At 70.1% G+C, this 18276-nt stretch carries 12 protein-coding genes; 8 read left to right on the forward strand and 4 right to left on the reverse strand.

Features of this window, described 5'->3' with window-relative positions; translation table 11 throughout:
• Positions 1 to 10 precede the first annotated feature (10 nt).
• Positions 11 to 1540: a cellulase family glycosylhydrolase gene (locus tag ACZ4VW_RS17370; protein WP_467963110.1), complete on the reverse strand. Its 1530-nt coding sequence runs from the start codon at positions 1538 to 1540 to the stop codon at positions 11 to 13.
• A gap of 265 nt (positions 1541 to 1805) precedes the next feature.
• On the opposite strand from ACZ4VW_RS17370, the gene ACZ4VW_RS17375 reads away from it, so the two are divergent.
• From ACZ4VW_RS17375 to ACZ4VW_RS17410, 8 genes are all read left to right on the forward strand, one after another.
• Positions 1806 to 4709, forward strand: a complete 2904-nt coding sequence (locus ACZ4VW_RS17375) for a glycoside hydrolase family 48 protein (protein WP_467963111.1) — start codon at positions 1806 to 1808, stop codon at positions 4707 to 4709.
• Between the two features lie 219 nt (positions 4710 to 4928).
• On the forward strand, positions 4929 to 6437 hold the full coding sequence (gene arfA, locus ACZ4VW_RS17380; RefSeq protein WP_467963113.1) for an arabinosylfuranosidase ArfA: 1509 nt from the start codon (positions 4929 to 4931) through the stop codon (positions 6435 to 6437).
• A 190-nt stretch (positions 6438 to 6627) separates the two neighbouring features.
• Positions 6628 to 7881: an ABC transporter substrate-binding protein gene (locus ACZ4VW_RS17385; RefSeq protein WP_467963199.1), complete on the forward strand. Its 1254-nt coding sequence runs from the start codon at positions 6628 to 6630 to the stop codon at positions 7879 to 7881.
• An 11-nt stretch (positions 7882 to 7892) separates the two neighbouring features.
• Entirely contained in the window at positions 7893 to 8906 is a 1014-nt protein-coding gene (locus ACZ4VW_RS17390; RefSeq protein WP_467963115.1) for a carbohydrate ABC transporter permease, read from the forward strand.
• Between the two features lie 17 nt (positions 8907 to 8923).
• A complete protein-coding gene (locus ACZ4VW_RS17395) occupies positions 8924 to 9814 on the forward strand; it encodes a carbohydrate ABC transporter permease (protein WP_467963201.1) in 891 nt (296 codons plus the stop codon).
• A 4-nt stretch (positions 9815 to 9818) separates the two neighbouring features.
• Complete coding sequence (locus ACZ4VW_RS17400; RefSeq protein ID WP_467963117.1) at positions 9819 to 10385, forward strand: hypothetical protein; 567 nt, start codon at positions 9819 to 9821, stop codon at positions 10383 to 10385.
• Between the two features lie 113 nt (positions 10386 to 10498).
• On the forward strand, positions 10499 to 13234 hold the full coding sequence (locus ACZ4VW_RS17405) for an exo-rhamnogalacturonan lyase family protein (protein WP_467963119.1): 2736 nt from the start codon (positions 10499 to 10501) through the stop codon (positions 13232 to 13234).
• 13 nt (positions 13235 to 13247) lie between these two features.
• A complete protein-coding gene (locus ACZ4VW_RS17410) occupies positions 13248 to 14294 on the forward strand; it encodes a rhamnogalacturonan acetylesterase (RefSeq protein ID WP_467963120.1) in 1047 nt (348 codons plus the stop codon).
• A 76-nt stretch (positions 14295 to 14370) separates the two neighbouring features.
• Here the strand turns inward: ACZ4VW_RS17410 and mmsB are convergent, their stop codons facing one another.
• From mmsB to chvE, 3 genes are read right to left on the reverse strand one after another with little or no spacing between them, the layout of a single operon-like run.
• On the reverse strand, positions 14371 to 15600 hold the full coding sequence (gene mmsB / locus ACZ4VW_RS17415; protein ID WP_467963122.1) for a multiple monosaccharide ABC transporter permease: 1230 nt from the start codon (positions 15598 to 15600) through the stop codon (positions 14371 to 14373).
• A gap of 8 nt (positions 15601 to 15608) precedes the next feature.
• Positions 15609 to 17168: a multiple monosaccharide ABC transporter ATP-binding protein gene (mmsA, locus tag ACZ4VW_RS17420; RefSeq protein WP_467963124.1), complete on the reverse strand. Its 1560-nt coding sequence runs from the start codon at positions 17166 to 17168 to the stop codon at positions 15609 to 15611.
• Positions 17165 to 18274, reverse strand: coding sequence for a multiple monosaccharide ABC transporter substrate-binding protein (gene chvE, locus ACZ4VW_RS17425; protein WP_467963126.1), 1110 nt, complete (start codon positions 18272 to 18274; stop codon positions 17165 to 17167). The genes mmsA and chvE overlap by 4 nt, the downstream gene beginning before the upstream one ends.
• Between the last annotated feature and the right edge of the window lie 2 nt (positions 18275 to 18276).

Genomic DNA, 18276 nt, shown 5'->3' on the forward strand with positions numbered 1-18276 from the left:
GGTGTGCCTTTCAGTTCAGGGCGCGCAGATGGTCGCGCAGCCCGATGCCGAATGCGGTGGGTGTGCCGTCGTACGCGGTGATCAGGGCCGGTCCCGAGGAGCAGTTCCAGGTGTTCCAGGTCCAGCCGAGGTAGGAGAGCCCGCGGTCGTCGAACCACTTCATGACGCGGTCGACGAAGGCGTGCCCGCAGGTGTTCTCACCGATCTCGCCCGCGACGAGGGGGACCTGGGCGGCGACCGGTGCGAGGGTGCTGTCCCAGCACGCCTCGTTCGAGCAGGTGTTGAAGTTGTAGACGTGCCAGGCGGCGGCCAGATTGCCCGCCGGGTCGGTGGGGCGGTGCGCGAGCCACTGGCTGAGGTCGTTCGCGTACGCGATGCCGGGTACGAGGACCAGGTTGCGGGCGCCGGTCGCGCGCACCGCGTCGAGCAGGTCCTGCATGCCGGCGACCTCGTAACCGATGCCGGGGCAGGTGCCGCCGTCGCGCCAGCAGGTCCACGCCTGCGCGGTGGTGGAGGTCGCCCGGTCCGGGTAGGGCTCGTTGAACAGGTCGAAGACGACACGGCGGTCGTTCTTGAACGTGTCGGCGACCGAGGTCCAGAAGGCCGGGGTGTAGCGCGCGTTGGGCATCGGCTTCTGGCAGGAGGCGTGGACGTCGGCGCAGCCCGCCGAGTTGCCGGTGTACTGGCCGTACGTCCAGTGGAGTTCGACGATCGGGGTCATGCCGTGCGCGAGGACGCGCGTCACCAGGTCCTTGACCGCGTCGACGTAGTGCGCGCCACGGTACTCGGGCTTGATGTTGTCCAGGCCCAGCCAGCACTCCTCGTTCAGAGGGATGCGGACGGTGTTGGCCTTCCAGTCGGCGATGGCGCGGACCGAGGCGTCGTCGACAGGGCCGTCCCAGATGCCGTGGCCCTGCACGCACATGAACTCACCGCCGGAGCGGTTGACGCCGAGCAGACGGCGGGTCGCGCCGTTCTGATCGGTGAGCCGGTTGCCGGCGACGCTCAGTTCGGGCGCGCCGGGGACGGGGTCGGGCGGGTCGCTGGGATCGGTGGGCGTAGGAGTGGGAGTGGGAGTGGGAGTCGGGGTCGGTGTGGGGGTGGTCGGGTTCGGGCCGGGGTCGACAGCGCAGGCCGTCCCGTTGAGCGTGAAGGACGCGGGCGCGGTGTTGGCACCCGACCAGGAGGCGATGAACCCGGCCGTGACGCTCGCTCCCGTGCCGAGAGCGCCGTTCCAGTTCTCGTTGACGACGGTCACGGCCGACCCGGACTGGGACCACTTTCCCGCCCAGCCCTGGCTCACCCGCTGACCGGCGGGGAAGTCGAAGCCGAGGCTCCAACCCGTCAGCGCGGAACTGTTGTTCGTGAGGGTCACCGACCCCTGGAAGCCGCCGGCCCATGAGCCGACGACGGAGTACTGAACGGTGCAGAGAGGTGCGGCCGCGGCTCCTGAGGCCGTACCGACCACGGCTAAGGCGGTGCTCGCCATGGTGAGCGCTGCTCCCGCGAGCAGCGCGGACAAACGCGGGGGATGTCGCATGAGCGACTCCTTGCAGCGAGGGCGCGTACCTGACGACGCGCCGACTGACTGGAATCGCTCCCACTGGTGGGGCCCGACCGTAGCGGCAACCGGCCCCAAGTAAAAGAGGAGTTGTCAACTTTCTCTGTCGAATTCCTTCGACTCTTCGCGCACCTTGACGCCGTTCCACCCCGTCGGCACAGTGGGAGCGCTCCCACTGGTTCAGAGCTTGTGCCCATGTCTTCGCACACCCCCACCTCCCCGAGCCGCGAGGAGATCCACCCCCATGCCACCAGGAAGATCCCGCAGGCTGCTGACCGCGCTGGCCGCCACGCTCTCCCTGCCCCTCGGCCTGACCGCCGTCAACGGCACCACCGCCCACGCCGCGGCGGTGCAGTGCAGCGTCGACCACCGGACGAACGACTGGGGGTCCGGCTTCACCGCCGAGCTGACCCTCACCAACCGCGCCACCACCCCGCTCGACGGCTGGACCCTCACCTACGCCCACAGCGGCGATCAGAAGCTCACCAACGGCTGGAGCGGCGTCTGGTCCCAGTCGGGCAAGAACGTCACGGTCACCAACGCCTCCTGGAACCGGACGATCGCGGCGGGCGCCGCCGTCACGACCGGCGCCCAGTTCACGTACAGCGGGACGAACACCGCCCCGACCGCCTTCGCCGTCAACGGCACCCCCTGCACGGGCGCCCACCAGCCCCCGGTCGCCGTGCTCACGAGCCCCGCGCCCGGAGCCGTCTTCACCGAGGGGAACCCGGTCCCGCTCGCCGCCACCGCGGCCGCCGCCGACCAGGCGACCATCAGCAAGGTCGAGTTCTACAGCGACACCACGCTGCTCGGTACCGACACCACCGCCCCGTTCTCCCTCGCTGCCACGGGCCTCGCCGCCGGCCCGCACTCGCTCTACGCCAAGGCGTACGACAGCCTCGGCGCCTCCGCAGAGTCGGCCCCGGTCGGGATCACCGTCGCCGCGGGTCCGGCCCTCGTCGCCGCGCCGGCCCAGCTCGCGGTACGCCAGGGGGCCACCGGCACCTTCGACCTCAAGCTCTCCACGCAGCCCTCCGCGAACGTCACCGTGACCACCGCGCGGACCTCGGGCAACAGCAACCTCACGGTCTCCGGCGGCCAAACCCTCACCTTCACCCCGGCGAACTGGAACACCGCCCAGAAGGTGACCGTCGCCGCCGCTGCCACCGGAACCGGCTCGGCCGTCCTCACCGCGACCGCCCCCGGCCACGCCAAGGCCGAGGTCACCGTCACCCAACTGGCCGCCGACTCCACCTACGACGCCCGCTTCCTCGACCTCCACGGGAAGATCACGAACCCGGCCAACGGCTACTTCTCGCCCGAGGGCGTCCCGTACCACTCCGTCGAAACACTCATCGTCGAGGCCCCCGACCACGGGCACGAGACGACCTCGGAGGCGTACAGCTACCTGATCTGGCTCCAGGCGATGTACGGCAAGATCACCGGTGACTGGACCAAGTTCAACGGCGCGTGGGACACCATGGAGAAGTTCATGATCCCCACCCACGCCGACCAGCCCACCACCGGCAGCTACAACGCCTCCAAGCCCGCCACGTACGCACCCGAGCACGATCTCCCGTCGCAGTATCCGGCCCGGCTCGACGGCGGCGTCACCGCCGGCTCCGACCCGATCGCCGCCGAGCTGAAGAGCGCCTACGGCACCGACGACATCTACGGGATGCACTGGCTCCAGGACGTCGACAACGTCTACGGCTACGGCAACGAGCCCGGCTCCTGCTCCGCCGGACCCACCGCGACCGGACCCTCGTACATCAACACCTTCCAGCGCGGCCCGCAGGAGTCCGTCTGGGAGACCGTCCCCCATCCCACCTGCGACAACTTCACCTTCGGCGGCAGGAACGGCTACCTCGACCTCTTCACCGGGGACGCCTCCTACGCCAAGCAGTGGAAGTTCACCAACGCCCCCGACGCCGACGCCCGCGCCGTGCAGGCCGCCTACTGGGCCGACATCTGGGCCAAGGAGCAGGGCAAGGGAGCCCAGGTCACCGCGACCGTCGCCAAGGCCGCCAAGATGGGCGACTACCTGCGCTACGCCATGTTCGACAAGTACTTCAAGAAGTCCGGGAACTGCGTCGGGCCGACCGCCTGCCCCGCCGGCACCGGCAAGGACAGCGCCCACTACCTGATGTCCTGGTACTACGCCTGGGGCGGCGCCACCGACACCAGCGCCGGCTGGTCCTGGCGCATCGGCTCCAGCCACGCCCACGGCGGCTACCAGAACCCGCTCGCCGCCTACGCGCTCAGCGAGTACGCCCCCCTGAGGCCCAAGTCGGCCACGGGCGCGGCGGACTGGGCGACCAGCCTCGACCGTCAGCTGGAGTTCTACCGCTGGCTCCAGTCCTCCGAGGGCGCCATCGCCGGCGGCGCCACCAACAGCTGGCAGGGCCGCTACGCGCAGCCGCCGGCCGGAACCCCCACCTTCCACGGCCTCTTCTACGACGAGAAGCCCGTCTACCACGACCCGGCGTCCAACCAGTGGTTCGGCTTCCAGGCATGGTCCATGGAGCGGGTCGCCGAGTACTACCGGCAGACCGGTGACGCCGCCGCCAAGACGGTCCTCGACAAGTGGGTCGGCTGGGCGCTGTCGAAGACCACGATCAACCCCGACGGCACCTACCGCATCCCCTCCACCCTCCAGTGGTCCGGCGCCCCCGACACCTGGAACGCCGCGAACCCCGGCGCCAACGCCGGCCTGCACGTCACCGTCACCGACTACACCGACGACGTCGGCGTGGCGGCCGCCTACGCCAAGACGCTCACCTACTACGCGGCCAAGTCCGGTCACGCCGAGGCGAAGCGGGTCGCCAAGGCCCTCCTCGACGGCATGTGGACCCACCACCAGGACCCGCTGGGCGTCGCCGTCCCGGAGACCCGCGCCGACTACAGCCGCTTCGACGACGCCGTGTACGTGCCGAGCGGCTGGACCGGAACCATGCCCAACGGCGACGTGGTGAACGGCGCCTCCACCTTCTCCTCGATCCGCTCCTTCTACCAGGACGACCCGGCCTGGCCGAAGATCGAGGCCTATCTGGCGGGCGGCGCCGCGCCCGTCTTCACGTACCACCGGTTCTGGGCCCAGGCGGACATCGCCCTGGCCATGGGCGCGTACGCGGAGCTGCTCGAATAACAGCCGCCCCGCAGAAAGACGGCTCCGCGTACGACGAGGCCGGGCAGACCCGCTTCCCCGGGTCCGCCCGGCCTTCGGTCTGTCCGGCCGCCGATCGCGGCATTGACGCGCACGAGGCCCGACCCTACGGTCCCGTTCGAGAACGCGATAGCCGTTCGACATATCGAACCGCTGGGCCGCTGAATCCCGCGAGGGCCTTGCCTGTTGGAAAGGAACCGCATGTCCCGCACCCCTGCCCGCTTCACCCTCGATCCGGCTTTCACGGTGGGCACCGTGGATCCGCGTCTGTTCGGGTCCTTCGTCGAGCATCTGGGCCGCTGCGTCTACACCGGCATATACGAGCCCGGACATCCAGCGGCCGACGAGGCCGGGCTGCGCACCGACGTCCTGGAGCTGGTTCGTGAACTCGGTGTGACCGCCGTCCGTTACCCCGGCGGCAACTTCGTCTCCGGCTTCAAGTGGGAGGACGGGGTCGGGCCGGTCGAGGCACGCCCCCGGCGCCTCGACCTCGCCTGGCGGTCCACCGAGACCAACCGGTTCGGGCTCGGCGAGTTCATCGGCTTCCTCCGGAAGCTCGGCCCGCGGGCCGAACCCGTGCTCGCCCTGAACCTCGGCACACGGGGCGTGTCCGAAGCGCTGGAGCTCCTGGAGTACGCCGAACACCCCGGCGGCACCGAGCTCTCCGAGCGCCGCGTCGCCCATGGCGACAAGGACCCCTTCGGCATCCGGCTGTGGTGCCTGGGCAACGAGATGGACGGACCCTGGCAGACCGGCCACAAGACCGCCGCCGAGTACGGCCGGCTGGCGGCCGAGACCGCTCGGGCCATGCGCCAGTTCGAGCCCGGGCTCGAACTCGTGGCCTGCGGAAGCTCACACCGGTCCATGGAGACGTTCGCCGCCTGGGAGGCGACCGTCCTGGCGGAGACGTACGAGGTCGTCGACCACATCTCCCTGCACGCGTACTACGAGGAGACCGACGGGGACCGGGACTCCTTCCTCGCCTCGGCCGTCGACATGGAGACCTTCATCGCCGACGTGGTCGCCACGTGCGATCACGTCGGCGCCCGTCTCAAGTCCTCGAAGAAGATCACTCTCTCCTTCGACGAGTGGAACGTCTGGTACCAGCGCCGGCCCAACCCGCACCCCGTCGAGGACTGGCAGGAGGCTCCGCGTCTCCTGGAGGACGTCTACACCGTCACCGACGCCGTGGTCCTCGGCTCGCTCCTCATCACCCTGCTCCGTCACGCCGACCGGGTGGCCGTGGCCTGTCTCGCCCAGCTCGTCAACGTCATCGCGCCGATCATGACCGAACCCGGCGGCCCCGCCTGGCGGCAGACGACCTTCTTCCCCTTCGCCCAGGCGTCCCGGTACGGGCGCGGCGAGGTTCTCGACGTGCGCGTCGACGCGCCGACGTACCGGACCGAGAGGTTCGGCGAGGTGCCGTTGCTGCACGCCACCGCCGTGCGCGACCAGGGCGGCGGCGTGACCGTCTTCGCCGTCAACCGGGACCGTCACGCGTCGCTGCCGCTCGAGGTGACCCTCCACGGGCTCGGCCCGCACCGGATCGTCGAGCACAGCGCGCTCGCCGACGCGGACCCGGAGGCGTGCAACACGCTCGACCACCCCGACCGGGTCCTCCCGCATCGTGTGGACGGCGGCACCCTCACGGACGGCACACTGCGCGTGGTGCTGGAGCCGATGTCCTGGAACGTCGTACGCCTGGCCTGAGGCCGTCTGCCCAGGCGGAGTTGAATGCATTCAGCGATGGCGCCCTCGCGGCGCGTCGACCGATCCTGTCAGAACCATTGACGTCCGCTGCAGGCATCCCTACCTTGACCCAGCAAGCGCTTTCCTAAAACGTTTCAATCGCGCAGGAGGACGAACGGTGCGTACTCGAGGGACGGTCGACCGACGGGGGATGCTCAAGCTCGCGGGGGGCTCACTGGCCGCTCTCGGCCTGACCGCGGCGGGGTGTGGCGGTGGTGGCAGCGGGGCCGGCGGAGGGACCGTCACCCTCAGGTACGCCTGGTGGGGGTCCGACGACCGCGCCAAGCGGATCAACCGGACGATCGCGCTCTTCGAGAAGAAGCACCCGAAGATCAAGATCAAGACAGACTTCCAGCCCTACGCCGACTTCTGGAAGAAGTTCAACACCCAGGCCTCGGGCGGCAACCCGCCGGACGTCTTCCAGAACGCCATCGGCTTCCTGCGCAAGTACGACGAGAAGAACGTGCTGCTCGACCTCACCGAGCAGGCCAGGGCCGGAAACCTGAGGCTGGACGGCTTCCGGGCCGGTCTGGAGAAGTTCGGCGAGGTCGACGGCAAGCTGCTGGGCGTGCCGGTGGGCAGCAACTCCATGGCCCTGGTCATCGACAAGGCTCTGTTCGCCCGGGCCGGCATCACCCCGCGCCCGGGCTGGACCTGGGGCGAGTTCCACGCCGCGCTCGCCAAGATCCGGGACACCCAGGGCAGGGCCGGAGACAGCGGGATGTACGGCGTGATGTACCTGTACGACCTCCACCTGCGCCAGCACGGCAAGGCGTTCTTCACCAAGGACGGGCTCGGCTTCACCGAGGCCGATCTCACCGAATGGTGGACCACGGCGTACGCCGGGGTGCGGTCGGGCATCCACGCGGCCCCCGGCAAGGTCGCCCAGGTCAAGCCGAAGTCGGCCGTCACCGCCGAGCTCGCCGCCGCCGAGTTCACCTGGGACAACTTCGCCGTGCGGTACTCCGCCGAGGGCAAGAGCCAGTACGGGCTCGCGCCCATCCCGACGACCGACGGCAAGAAGACCGGCCAGTACCTGGGATCGCTCATGCTCAGCGGCTCCAGGCGCACCAAGCACCCTGCCGAAGTGGCCCAGTTCATCGACTTCATGGTCCATGACCCGGAGGTCGCCACGATCATGGGCTTCGACCGCGGGGTCCCGGCCACCACCGCCCAGTACGAGGCGTTCGAGCCGACCGACCCGGTGGCCCAGCAGATCGCCGCGTACGAACAGCAACTGGTGGACACCGGCGTCCTGGAGACGATCACCCCGCATCCGGCGGGCGCAGACGTCTGCGAGTCGGCCTTCCTGCGTCTCGCGGAGGAGATGGCGCTGGGCAGGCGCTCCGTGGGAGACGCGGTGAAGCAGTACTTCACCGAGGCCAAGACGGCGCTCGGTTCTTGATGGGATCCGCCGTGACACACGTACCGACGACACCCTCGACGGAGTCGCCCCCGTGCCCGCGAACGGAACCCGGCACCCCGGGCTCCGCGCGCGGGGGCGGCGCGACGGCCCCCGCACGGAACACCGGCCCCCGCCGGGCACGCCGGGACAACCTGGCCGGATACCTCTTCATGTCCCCGTGGATCGCCGGATTCCTCCTGCTCACCGCGGGACCGATGGTCGCCTCCCTCTACTTCGCCTTCACCGACTACAACCTCTTCGACGCCCCGCGGTGGATCGGCCTGCGGAACTTCACCGAGATGTTCGCCGACCCGCGCTGGCGCACCTCGGTGGAGGTGACGAGCTGGTACGTCGTCATCGGCACCCCGCTCAAGCTGGCCGCCGCGCTCGGCGTCGCCCTGCTGCTCAACCAGAACCGCAAGGGGCAGGGCTTCTACCGTGCCGCGTTCTACGCGCCCTCGCTGATCGGCGCGAGCGTCTCCATCGCCATCGTCTGGCGGGCGATCTTCTCCGACGACGCCGTGGTCGACCGGACCCAGCAGCTGTTCGGCATGGACCCCGGCGGCTGGATCGGCGACCCGGAGCGGATCGTCTACAGCCTGGTGGCCCTGACCGTCTGGCAGTTCGGCGCCCCGATGGTGATCTTCCTCGCCGGACTCAAGCAGGTGCCGCGCGAGCTGTACGAGGCGGCCGAGATGGACGGGGCCGGCCCCTGGCGCCGGTTCTGGAGCATCACCCTGCCGATGATCTCGCCGGTGCTCTTCTTCAACGTGCTCCTGGAGACCATCCACTCCTTCCAGATCTTCGGCTCCGCCTACATCCTCGGCGGGCAGGGCAACACCTGTGGACCGGCCGACGCCACGCTCGTCTACACCTGTTACCTCTACATCCAGGGCTTCGAGAACAGCCGCATGGGCCTGGCCTCCGCGATGGCCTGGATGCTGCTGCTCGCCGTCGGTCTGGTGACCGCGGTGCTGTTCTGGTCCCAGCGGCGCTGGGTGCACTACGAGGAGGCGGCTCGATGAGGACCCCGACGACGCCGATGACCCCGACCCCGCCCCCGACCCCGACGACCCCGCCGCCGACGATCACGCACGCGTCGAGGCGTACGGGTTCGGTCGCCTGGCACCTGGGGGCGCTGGCCGCTCTCGCGGTGGTGCTGTACCCGGTCGTGTGGGTGATCGGCGGCTCGTTCAAACCGAACGCCGACATCGTGGGCAGTCTGGAGCTGTTCCCCGCCGATCCGGTCCTGGAGAACTACAGCCGGCTCGCCGACGGCATCGCGGACATCCCGATCTCCACGTTCTTCGTCAACTCGCTCTTCCTGGCCGTCGGCTCGGTGGTCGGCGTGCTCCTGTCCTGCTCGCTGGCGGCCTACGCCTTCGCCCGGATCGGGTTCGCCGGGCGCGGGGTGCTCTTCTCGGTGATGATCGGCACGCTGCTGCTGCCGTACCACGTGCTGCTCATCCCGCAGTACGTGCTGTTCCAGAAGCTGGAGCTCGTCAACACCTACACGCCGCTGCTGCTCGGCAAGTACCTGGCGACGGACGCCTTCTTCGTCTTCCTGATGATGCAGTTCATGCGCAACCTGCCGAAGGAGCTGGACGAGGCGGCCCGCCTGGACGGCTGCGGGCATCTGCGGATCTACTGGTCGATCGTGCTGCCGCTGTGCCGGCCCGCGCTGATCACCAGCGCGATCTTCACCTTCATCAACGCCTGGAACGACTTCATGGGGCCGTTGATCTATCTCAACGAACCCGAGAAGTACACCGTGTCCCTCGGCCTGAAGATGTTCGTCGACCAGGACGGGCTGGCCAACTACGGCGGAATGATCGCCATGTCACTGGTGGCGCTGCTGCCCGTACTGCTCTTCTTCCTCGCCTTCCAGCGGTATCTGATCGACGGCATGGCCACGTCGGGACTGAAGGGCTGAGGGGATGCTCAAGCCGCGGACCCTGACCAGGTTCGGTGTCTTCGCCGAGTGCCTGCTCGTCGGGGTGTGGATCGCGCTCGCGGCCCTGCCGGTGGTCACCCTGCCGGCGGCGCTGGCCGCCGGCGCGGCGCATCTGCGCCGCTGGACCGGCGACGAGGAGAGCGGCTGGCGGTCCTTCGTCGCCGACCTGCGTTCCGCCGCGCGCCGAGGCTGGCTCGTGGGGATCGGGGCATGGGCGGCACTCGCGCTGTTCTGGGCGGACCTCGCGATCGTACGGGCGGGGCTGCCGGGGGGCCGCCTCATCGGCGCGGTCGGGGTCCTGGTGATGATCGGACTGGCCGTCACCGTCCTGCGCGCGAGCGTGGCGTGGCGGCCGGGGGCGTCGTGGCGCGCGCTCCTGCGGGGCGCGGGCCGCCGCACGGTCGTGGACCCCGCGGGCTCGCTCCTCGTCGTCTGCGGATGCGCCGTGATCGCGGCCTCGGCGTGGTTCGCGGCGCCGCTGGCGGCTCCGGCGCTGGGGATGCTCGTGGCCGCGACGCTGGCGGTGGAACGGCGCGCCGTCGCCTCGTAGGAACGCACCGGCCGGCCGGTTCCGACCCGGCCGGCCCTGTCTCACCCGGTCGGTCGTGCGGCTCGCGGAGTCTCCGTCGAGCCCTCGAATGTCATGCTCATGAAAGGATTCGCATGTCCTCCCTTCCTCGCAGGTCTCTGCTCAAGGCCGCCGCCGTCGCCGGTGCCGCCGCCCAGTTCAGCTGGGCGCTCGGGCGGGGCGACGCGCGAGCCGCCACCACCACCGCCGGGGCCGCGGCCGCCGACCGGCCCGCGACCGTCACCTGGTTGGAGAACGGCGGACTGGGCGCCGCGCCCGGCTCCACCTTCGGCGTGCCCTGGCCCAAGGGCGCGCACCCCGCCGACCGGACCTTCGCGCTCACCACGGCCGACGGCAAGGAGGTCCCCGTACAGACCTGGACCACCGCCCGCTGGCCCGACGGCTCGCTCAAGTGGACCGCGCACGCCGTCGGGCCGGAGGCCGCCGGGGCGGAGAGGTTCACGCTCGCCCCGGGCACCCCGGCGACCGCGAACCGGCAGATCACCGTCACCGAGTCCGACCGGCGGATCACCGTCGACACCGGCACGATCAGGGCGGTGATCTCCCGCGACGGCGAGAAGCTCGTCGAGTCGGTGGTACGCGACGGAGTGCGGATCGCCACCGACGGGCGGCTGGTGCTGCTGCGCCAGAGCGACCTCGACGACGGCGACCAGGGCAACGCGAAATGGGAGCGGTTCGACGGCGAGATCGCCGGCGCCACCGTCGAACAGCGCGGACCCGTCCGAGCCGTGGTCCGGATCGACGGCAAGCACCGCAAGGCCGGACGCAGCTGGCTGCCCTTCTCCGTGCGCCTCTACTTCTACGCCGGTGCCGAGTCCTTCCGTATGGTGCACACCATCACGTACGACGGAGACCAGAACAAGGACTTCATCCGCGGCCTCGGCGTCCGGTTCACCGTCCCGATGCGTGACGCCGCCTACGACCGTCACATCCGCATCGCCGGCGAGGGCAAGGGGTTCCTCACCGAGGCCGTCCAGGGCATCACCGGCCTGCGCCGCGACCCCGGCGCCGCCGTCCGCAAGGCCCAGGTCGCGGGCGCGAGGCTGCCCGACCCGGCCACCTGGGACCAGCGGGTCACCAGCCGGCTGCGGTACATCCTCACCTGGGGCGACTACACCCTCTCCCAGCTCTCCGCCGACGGCTTCACCCTGCGCAAGCGCACCAAGGCCGGACACGGCTGGATCCCGGCCGGCGGCGGTGGACGGGCGAACGGCTTCGGCTACGTCGGCGGCGTCACCGGCGGGCTCTCCTTCGGCCTGCGGGACTTCTGGCAGAAGCACCCCGCCCAGCTCGACATCCGCGGCGCCGCCGGCGACGCCGCCGAGGTGACGCTCTGGCTCTGGTCGCCCGAGGCCCAGCCCATGGACCTGCGCTTCTACCACGACGGTATGGGACAGGACACCTTCCCCGAGCAGCTCGAGGGCCTCAACATCACCTACGAGGACTACGAGCCCGGCTTCGGCACCCCCTACGGCATCGCCCGCACCAGCGAGCTGATGTTCTGGGCCAACGCGTCCACCCCCACCGCCGACACGCTCGTCGCCCAGGCCGCCGCCGTCTCCACGCCGCCGCAACTCGCCGCGAGCCCCGAGGACCTCAGCCGGGCGGGTGTCTTCGGCGGCCTCTTCGCCCCCGTGGACCGCTCCACCGCCGCCAAGGCGACGATCGAGGACCACCTCGACTACCTCTTCACCTACTACAAGGACCAGGCCGAGCAGCGCCGCTGGTACGGCTTCTGGGACTACGGCGACATCATGCACACCTACGACGAGGACCGGCACCAGTGGCGGTACGACGTCGGCGGCTACGCCTGGGACAACTCCGAACTCTCGCCCGACCTGTGGCTCTGGTACGCCTACCTGCGCTCCGGCCGCTCCGACATCTTCCGCTTCGCCGAGGCGATGACCCGCCACACCGGCGAGGTCGACGTCTACCACCTCGGCACCTGGGCCGGCCTCGGCACCCGCCACGGCGTCCAGCACTTCGCGTGCAGCGCCAAGCAGCAGCGCATCTCCACGGCCGTCTACCGACGGCCCTACTACTTCCTCACCGCCGACGAACGCGTCGGCGACCTCATGCACGCCCTCGTCGACTCCGACGAGACCTTCCTCGTCCTCGACCCGATCCGAAAGATCCGCACCGAGCCGTACACCCCGGACCGCCACGCCCTCTCCATCGGCTTCGGCACGGACTGGAGCGGCCTCGCCGCGGCCTGGCTCACCGAGTGGGAGCGCGGCGGCCCCAAGGCGGCGAAGGCCGAGGCCCGGCTGCGCTCCACCATGGAGACCATCGCCGCCCAGCCCAACGGGTTCGTCCAGGGCACCGGTCTCTACGACCTCGACACCGGCCGCTTCGCCGTCGCCACCGAACCCGTCGTCGGTGTCTCCCACCTCTCCGCGATGTTCGGGCTGGTCGAGATGTGCGCCGAGCTCATCGACCTCGTCGACATGCCCGCGTTCAAGAACGCCTGGCTCGACTACTGCCGCTACTTCAACGCCACCAAGGCCGAACAGGCCGCCCGGTACGGAAAGAACTTCGGCACGCTGCTCCTCTTCCAGGGCCATTCCCGTCAGGACGCCTACGCTGCTGCCCAGCTGAACGACCCCGCCCTCGCCCGGCGCGCCTGGGCCAAGTTCCTGGCGAGCGACGGCTACACCTCGGCGATGGTGTGGGACAAGACGCCGGTCCAGGGGCCCGCCGCCCTCGAACCGGGCTACGAACACCTGTGGATCAGCACCAACACCACGGCCCTGTTCGGGCTCGCCGCCATCCAGAACCTCGCCCTCGTCGGCGACAGCCTCCCCGCGTAGAGAAGAAGGAACGATGAGACGCACCCCCCTGCTCGTCGCCGCCGCGATCGCCGTCACCGCCCTGAGCGGCGCCCCGGCCCACGCCGACAGCCCGTACGGCCAGGGCCTCGACCACTGCGCGCCCTCCGGGTCGGGCCCGCTCGTCTGCCACTTCGACGTGGCGCCCGGAACGTACGACGTCGAGGTCACCCTCGGCGGGGACACCGCCGGGGCGACCTCCGTCACCGGTGAGACCCGCCGCGCCCTGCTGGCCGAGACTCCCACCGGGGCCGGGGAGCGGATCCGGCGCTCCTTCACCGTGGACGTCCGTGAGCCCGAGGGCCAGCCGACCGGCCCCGCCGGAAACCCGGGGCTGGACCTCGCCTTCGGCGGCACGGCGCCGCAGGTGGCCGGCGTGCGGGTCACTCCGGCCCCCGCCGCTCCCCGGATCTTCGTCGTCGGGGACTCGACCGTGTGCGACCAGCCGGGGGAGCCGTACGCCGGCTGGGGACAACAGCTGCCGCGGTACCTGAAGCGCGGCATCGCCGTCGCCAACCACGCCGACTCCGGCGAGAGCACCGTCAGTTACCTGGCGAACCCCGCCCTCTTCCCGACCGTCCGGCCCCTGATCAGGCCCGGGGACCCGGTCCTGATCCAGCTCGCCCACAACGACAAGCAGACGGACGCCGAGACCTACCGGGCGAACCTCACCACCCTCGTCGAAGGGGTACGGGAACGGGGCGGACGGCCCGTCCTCGTCACACCGATCGTGCGCCGCTGGTTCAACGCCGACGGCACCCTGGACAACGGCACCGCCTTGCTCGTCAACGCCCTCGGAGTGGACCACCCGGCCGAGATCAGACGCCTCGCGGCCGGCCTCGGCACCCCGCTGATCGACCTGACGGCCCTGACCAAGGCGCGCGTCGAGGAACTCGGCCCCCAGGCGTCCACGGCGCTCTACCTGACGACCGAGAAGCGGGACAACACCCACACCTCGGTCCGCGGGGCCACCGAGTACGCGGCCCTGGTCCTCACCGAGCTGCGCGCCCAGGGGATCGTCCCGGAGCGCCTGATCCGCTGAGACCGGACGCGCCGAGCCCTGTCGACGACCGGCGCCCACGCGCCGCCGTCGACAGGGCGAACGTCACCCGACTTTCCTAGCGGCCCGCGCGGCGCTTGTTCCACACGTCGAAACCGACCGCCGCGAGCAGCACGAGCCCCTTGATGACCTGCTGGTAGTCCGTGCCGATACCGACCAGCGACATGCCGTTGTTCAGGACGCCGAGCACCAGCCCGCCGATCACCGCGCCCGTCACCGTGCCCACGCCGCCGCTCATCGAGGCGCCGCCGATGAACGCCGCCGCGATCGCCTCCAGTTCGAAGTTCAGGCCGGCCTGCGGCGTGCCCGCGTTCAGCCGCGCCGCGTACACGCAGCCGGCCAGGGCCGCCAGGGCCCCCATGTTCACGAAGACCAGGAAGGTGACGCGCTTGTCCTTGACGCCCGAGAGCTTCGCCGCCGCCTTGTTGCCGCCGAGCGCGTACACATGGCGTCCGACGACCGCGTTGCGCATCACATAGCCCAGGCCGATCAGGAGCACGCACAGCACGAGCATCACGACGGGGACGCCGTGGAAGCTCGCCAGGGTGAGGGTGAAGGCCACGATCGCCGCCGTCATGGCCACGCACTTCAGCACCCACAGGCCGGTCGGCAGCACGTCGAGCTCGTACGCCGTCTGCCGCCGCCGGTCGCGCCACTCCCGCAGCAGCAGGAAGACGACCGTGACGAGCCCGATGAGCAGGGTCGGGTTGTGGTACTGGGTGTACGGCCCCATCTCCGGGATGAAGCCCTTGGCGAGGTTCTGGAAGCCCTCGGGGAACGGCGCCAGGGAGCGGCCTTCGAGGAAGATCTGGGTCAGGCCGCGGAAGAGGAGCATCCCCGCGAGGGTCACGATGAACGACGGGATGCCGAGATACGCGATGAAGTACCCCTGCCACGCGCCCGCGGCCGCTCCGACCAGCAGGGAGAGGATGAGGGCCAGCACCCAGGGCATGTCGTGGCGGACCATCATCACCGCGGACAGCGCTCCCACGAAGGCGGCCAGCGAGCCCACGGAGAGATCGATGTGCCCGGAGATGATGACGATCATCATGCCCATGGCAAGGATGAGGATGTAGCTGTTCTGCTGGATGAGGTTGGAGACGTTGTTCGGCAGCAGCAGCGTGCCGTCGGTCCAGATCTGGAACAGGACGACGAGGAAGACGAGCGCGACGAGCATCCCGTACTGGCGCATGTTCGCCCGCAGGGTCCGCACGAGCAGGGCGCCGGCCGACGGGGGCGCCGGACGCGGCGGCACCGTGTCCTGCGCGGAGGGGGTCGTGGTGGTCATGGCGGGCCTCAGCTCCTGCTCATGGTCATGTGACGCATCAAGGTTTCCTGGGTGGCCTCGGCGCGGGCGACCTCACCGGTCAGCCGGCCCTCGGCCATCGTGTAGATCCGGTCGCACATCCCGAGGAGCTCCGGCAGCTCCGAGGAGATGAACAGCACGGCCTTGCCCTGTGCCGCGAGCCGGTCGATGACGGTGTAGATCTCGTACTTGGCGCCGACGTCGATACCCCGCGTCGGCTCGTCGAGGATGAGCACGCGCGGGTCGGCGTGGATCCACTTGCTCAGCACGACCTTCTGCTGATTGCCTCCGGACAACCGCCCGACCTGCTCGAACACGGTGGGCGTCCGGATGTTCAGGGTGGTGCGGTACCGCTCGGCGACCTTGCGCTCGAGGTGCTCGTCGACGGCTCCGCGCCGCCGCATCCCGGCGAGGGAGGGCAACGAGACGTTGCGGTGCACGGTGTCGTCCAGATGCAGCCCGTACCGCTTGCGGTCCTCGGTCACGTAGGCGAGACCCGCCTCGATCGCGGCCGGGACGTCACCGGTCGACGCCTCCCGGCCGTCGATCTCCACCGTCCCCGCGACGTACCGTCCGTAGGAACGGCCGAAGACCGACATCGCGAGTTCGGTGCGCCCGGCCCCCATGAGACCGGCGATCCCGACGATCTCGCCCCGGCGCACCGTCAGCGAGACGTCGTCGACGACCGTGCGCCGGTGGTCGACCGGATGGCGTACGGTCCAGCCCCGCACCTCCAGCGCCACCCGGCCCGCGTCCTCGCCCTCGTAGACGGTCCGTTCGGGGAAGCGGTGGTCGAGGTCGCGGCCGACCATGCCGCGGATGATCCGGTCCTCCGACAGGTCCGGATCGGCGCCGGGGGCAGGCCGGACGGGCAGGGTCTCGATGGTGCGGCCGTCGCGGAGGACGGTCACCGTGTCGGCGATCCGCCGGATCTCGTTCAGCTTGTGGGAGATGACGACGGAGGCGATGCCCTCCGCGCGCAGCTCCAGGATCAGTTCGAGCAGCTTCGCGCTGTCCTCGTCGTTGAGCGCCGCCGTCGGCTCGTCGAGGATGAGCAGCCTCACCTCCTTGGACAGCGCCTTGGCGATCTCCACCAGCTGCTGCTTGCCGACGCCGAGGTCCGCGACGGGGGTGTGCGGGTTCTCGCGCAGTCCGACCCGTTCGAGGAGGCGCTTGGCGCTGCGCAGGGTGTCGTTCCAGTCGACGATGCCGCGCCGGGCCTGCTCGTTGCCGAGGAAGATGTTCTCGGCGATCGACAGGTGGGGGACCAGCGCGAGCTCCTGATGGATAATCACGATGCCCCGGCGCTCGCCGGCCCGGATGTCCTTGAAGGACACCTGTTCGCCCTCGAAGCGGATCTCTCCCGCGTAACTGCCGTGCGGGTGGACGCCGCTGAGCACCTTCATCAGAGTCGACTTGCCCGCACCGTTCTCCCCGCACAGGGCGTGTATCTCGCCGGGGCGGACGATCAGGTCGACGTCGCTGAGCGCGGTGACGCCCGGGAAGGTCTTGGTGATGCCGCGCATCTCGAGCACGGGCGGCCGGGTCACGAGAGCTGTCCCGCGGTGAAGTACCCCTCGCGGACCAGCAGCTGGGTGTTCGACCGGTCGATGCTGACCGGGTCGAGCAGGTACGACGGTACGGTCTTCTTGCCGTTGTCGTAGTCCTTGACGTTGTTGACCTCGGGCTTCTTGCCGTTCAGCACGGCGTCGCCCATGGCGACCGCTCGCGCGGCCAGCTTGCGGGTGTCCTTGAAGACGGTCTGGGTCTGTTCCCCGCGGATGATGGACTTGACCGAGGCCAGCTCGGCGTCCTGGCCGGTCACGATCGGCAGGGGCCGGCTCGCGGTGCCGTAACCCGCGCTCTTGAGGGCGGAGATGATGCCGATGGAGATGCCGTCGTACGGCGAGAGGACCGCGTCGACGCTCTCCTCGCCGTAGTTCTTGCTGATCAGGTCGTCCATCCGCTTCTGCGCGGTGCCACCGTCCCAGCGCAGCGTGGTCGCCTGGTTCATCTTCGTCTGGCCGCTGCGGACGACGAGCTGCCCGCTGTCGAGGTACGGCCGCAGCACCTTGAGGGCGCCGTTCCAGAAGTACCGGGTGTTGTTGTCGTCCGGCGACCCGGCGAACAGCTCGATGTCGTACGGCTTGCCCGCGCCCTTGGCGGGCGCGCCCAGCTTCAGCCGCTCGACGATGTACCGGGCCTCCAGCTCGCCGACCCGTTCGTTGTCGAAGGAGGCGTAGTAGTCGACGTGCTCGGTGCCCATGATGAGCCGGTCGTAGGAGATCACCGGGATGCCCGCGTCATGGGCGCGCTGGAGGACCTCGGTGAGGGCGGAGCCGTCGATGGCGGCGATCACCAGGAGCCGGCGCCCCTTGGTGATCATGTTCTCGATCTGGGCGATCTGGTTCTCGACCTTGTCGTCGCCGTACTGCAGATCGGTGTCGTAGCCGGCCTGCCGGAACTGCTTCGCCATGTTCTCGCCGTCGGCGATCCACCGCTCCGAGGCCTTGGTCGGCATGGCGAGCCCGATGGTGCCGCCCTTGCCGGCGTCGGGCTGGTAGCGGCTGCCGCCGCGGGCCTCCTGGCCGCAGGCGGTCAGCAGGGTGGTGAGCAACGCGGCCGCGGCCGCGGCGCGCAGGGTGCGGGTGCGCATGG

It is taken from the genome of Streptomyces sp. NPDC029139, assembly GCF_055564335.1.

Coding starts and splice junctions, on each gene's coding strand:
- ACZ4VW_RS17385 (WP_467963199.1), top strand. CDS start 6,628: ATGCTCAAGCTCGCGGGGGGCTCACTGGCCGCTCTCGGCCTGACCGCG.
- ACZ4VW_RS17400 (WP_467963117.1), top strand. CDS start 9,819: ATGCTCAAGCCGCGGACCCTGACCAGGTTCGGTGTCTTCGCCGAGTGC.
- ACZ4VW_RS17375 (WP_467963111.1), top strand. CDS start 1,806: ATGCCACCAGGAAGATCCCGCAGGCTGCTGACCGCGCTGGCCGCCACG.
- ACZ4VW_RS17395 (WP_467963201.1), top strand. CDS start 8,924: ATGACCCCGACCCCGCCCCCGACCCCGACGACCCCGCCGCCGACGATC.
- arfA (WP_467963113.1), top strand. CDS start 4,929: ATGTCCCGCACCCCTGCCCGCTTCACCCTCGATCCGGCTTTCACGGTG.
- ACZ4VW_RS17410 (WP_467963120.1), top strand. CDS start 13,248: ATGAGACGCACCCCCCTGCTCGTCGCCGCCGCGATCGCCGTCACCGCC.
- chvE (WP_467963126.1), bottom strand. CDS start 18,274: ATGCGCACCCGCACCCTGCGCGCCGCGGCCGCGGCCGCGTTGCTCACC.
- ACZ4VW_RS17370 (WP_467963110.1), bottom strand. CDS start 1,540: ATGCGACATCCCCCGCGTTTGTCCGCGCTGCTCGCGGGAGCAGCGCTC.
- mmsB (WP_467963122.1), bottom strand. CDS start 15,600: ATGACCACCACGACCCCCTCCGCGCAGGACACGGTGCCGCCGCGTCCG.
- ACZ4VW_RS17405 (WP_467963119.1), top strand. CDS start 10,499: ATGTCCTCCCTTCCTCGCAGGTCTCTGCTCAAGGCCGCCGCCGTCGCC.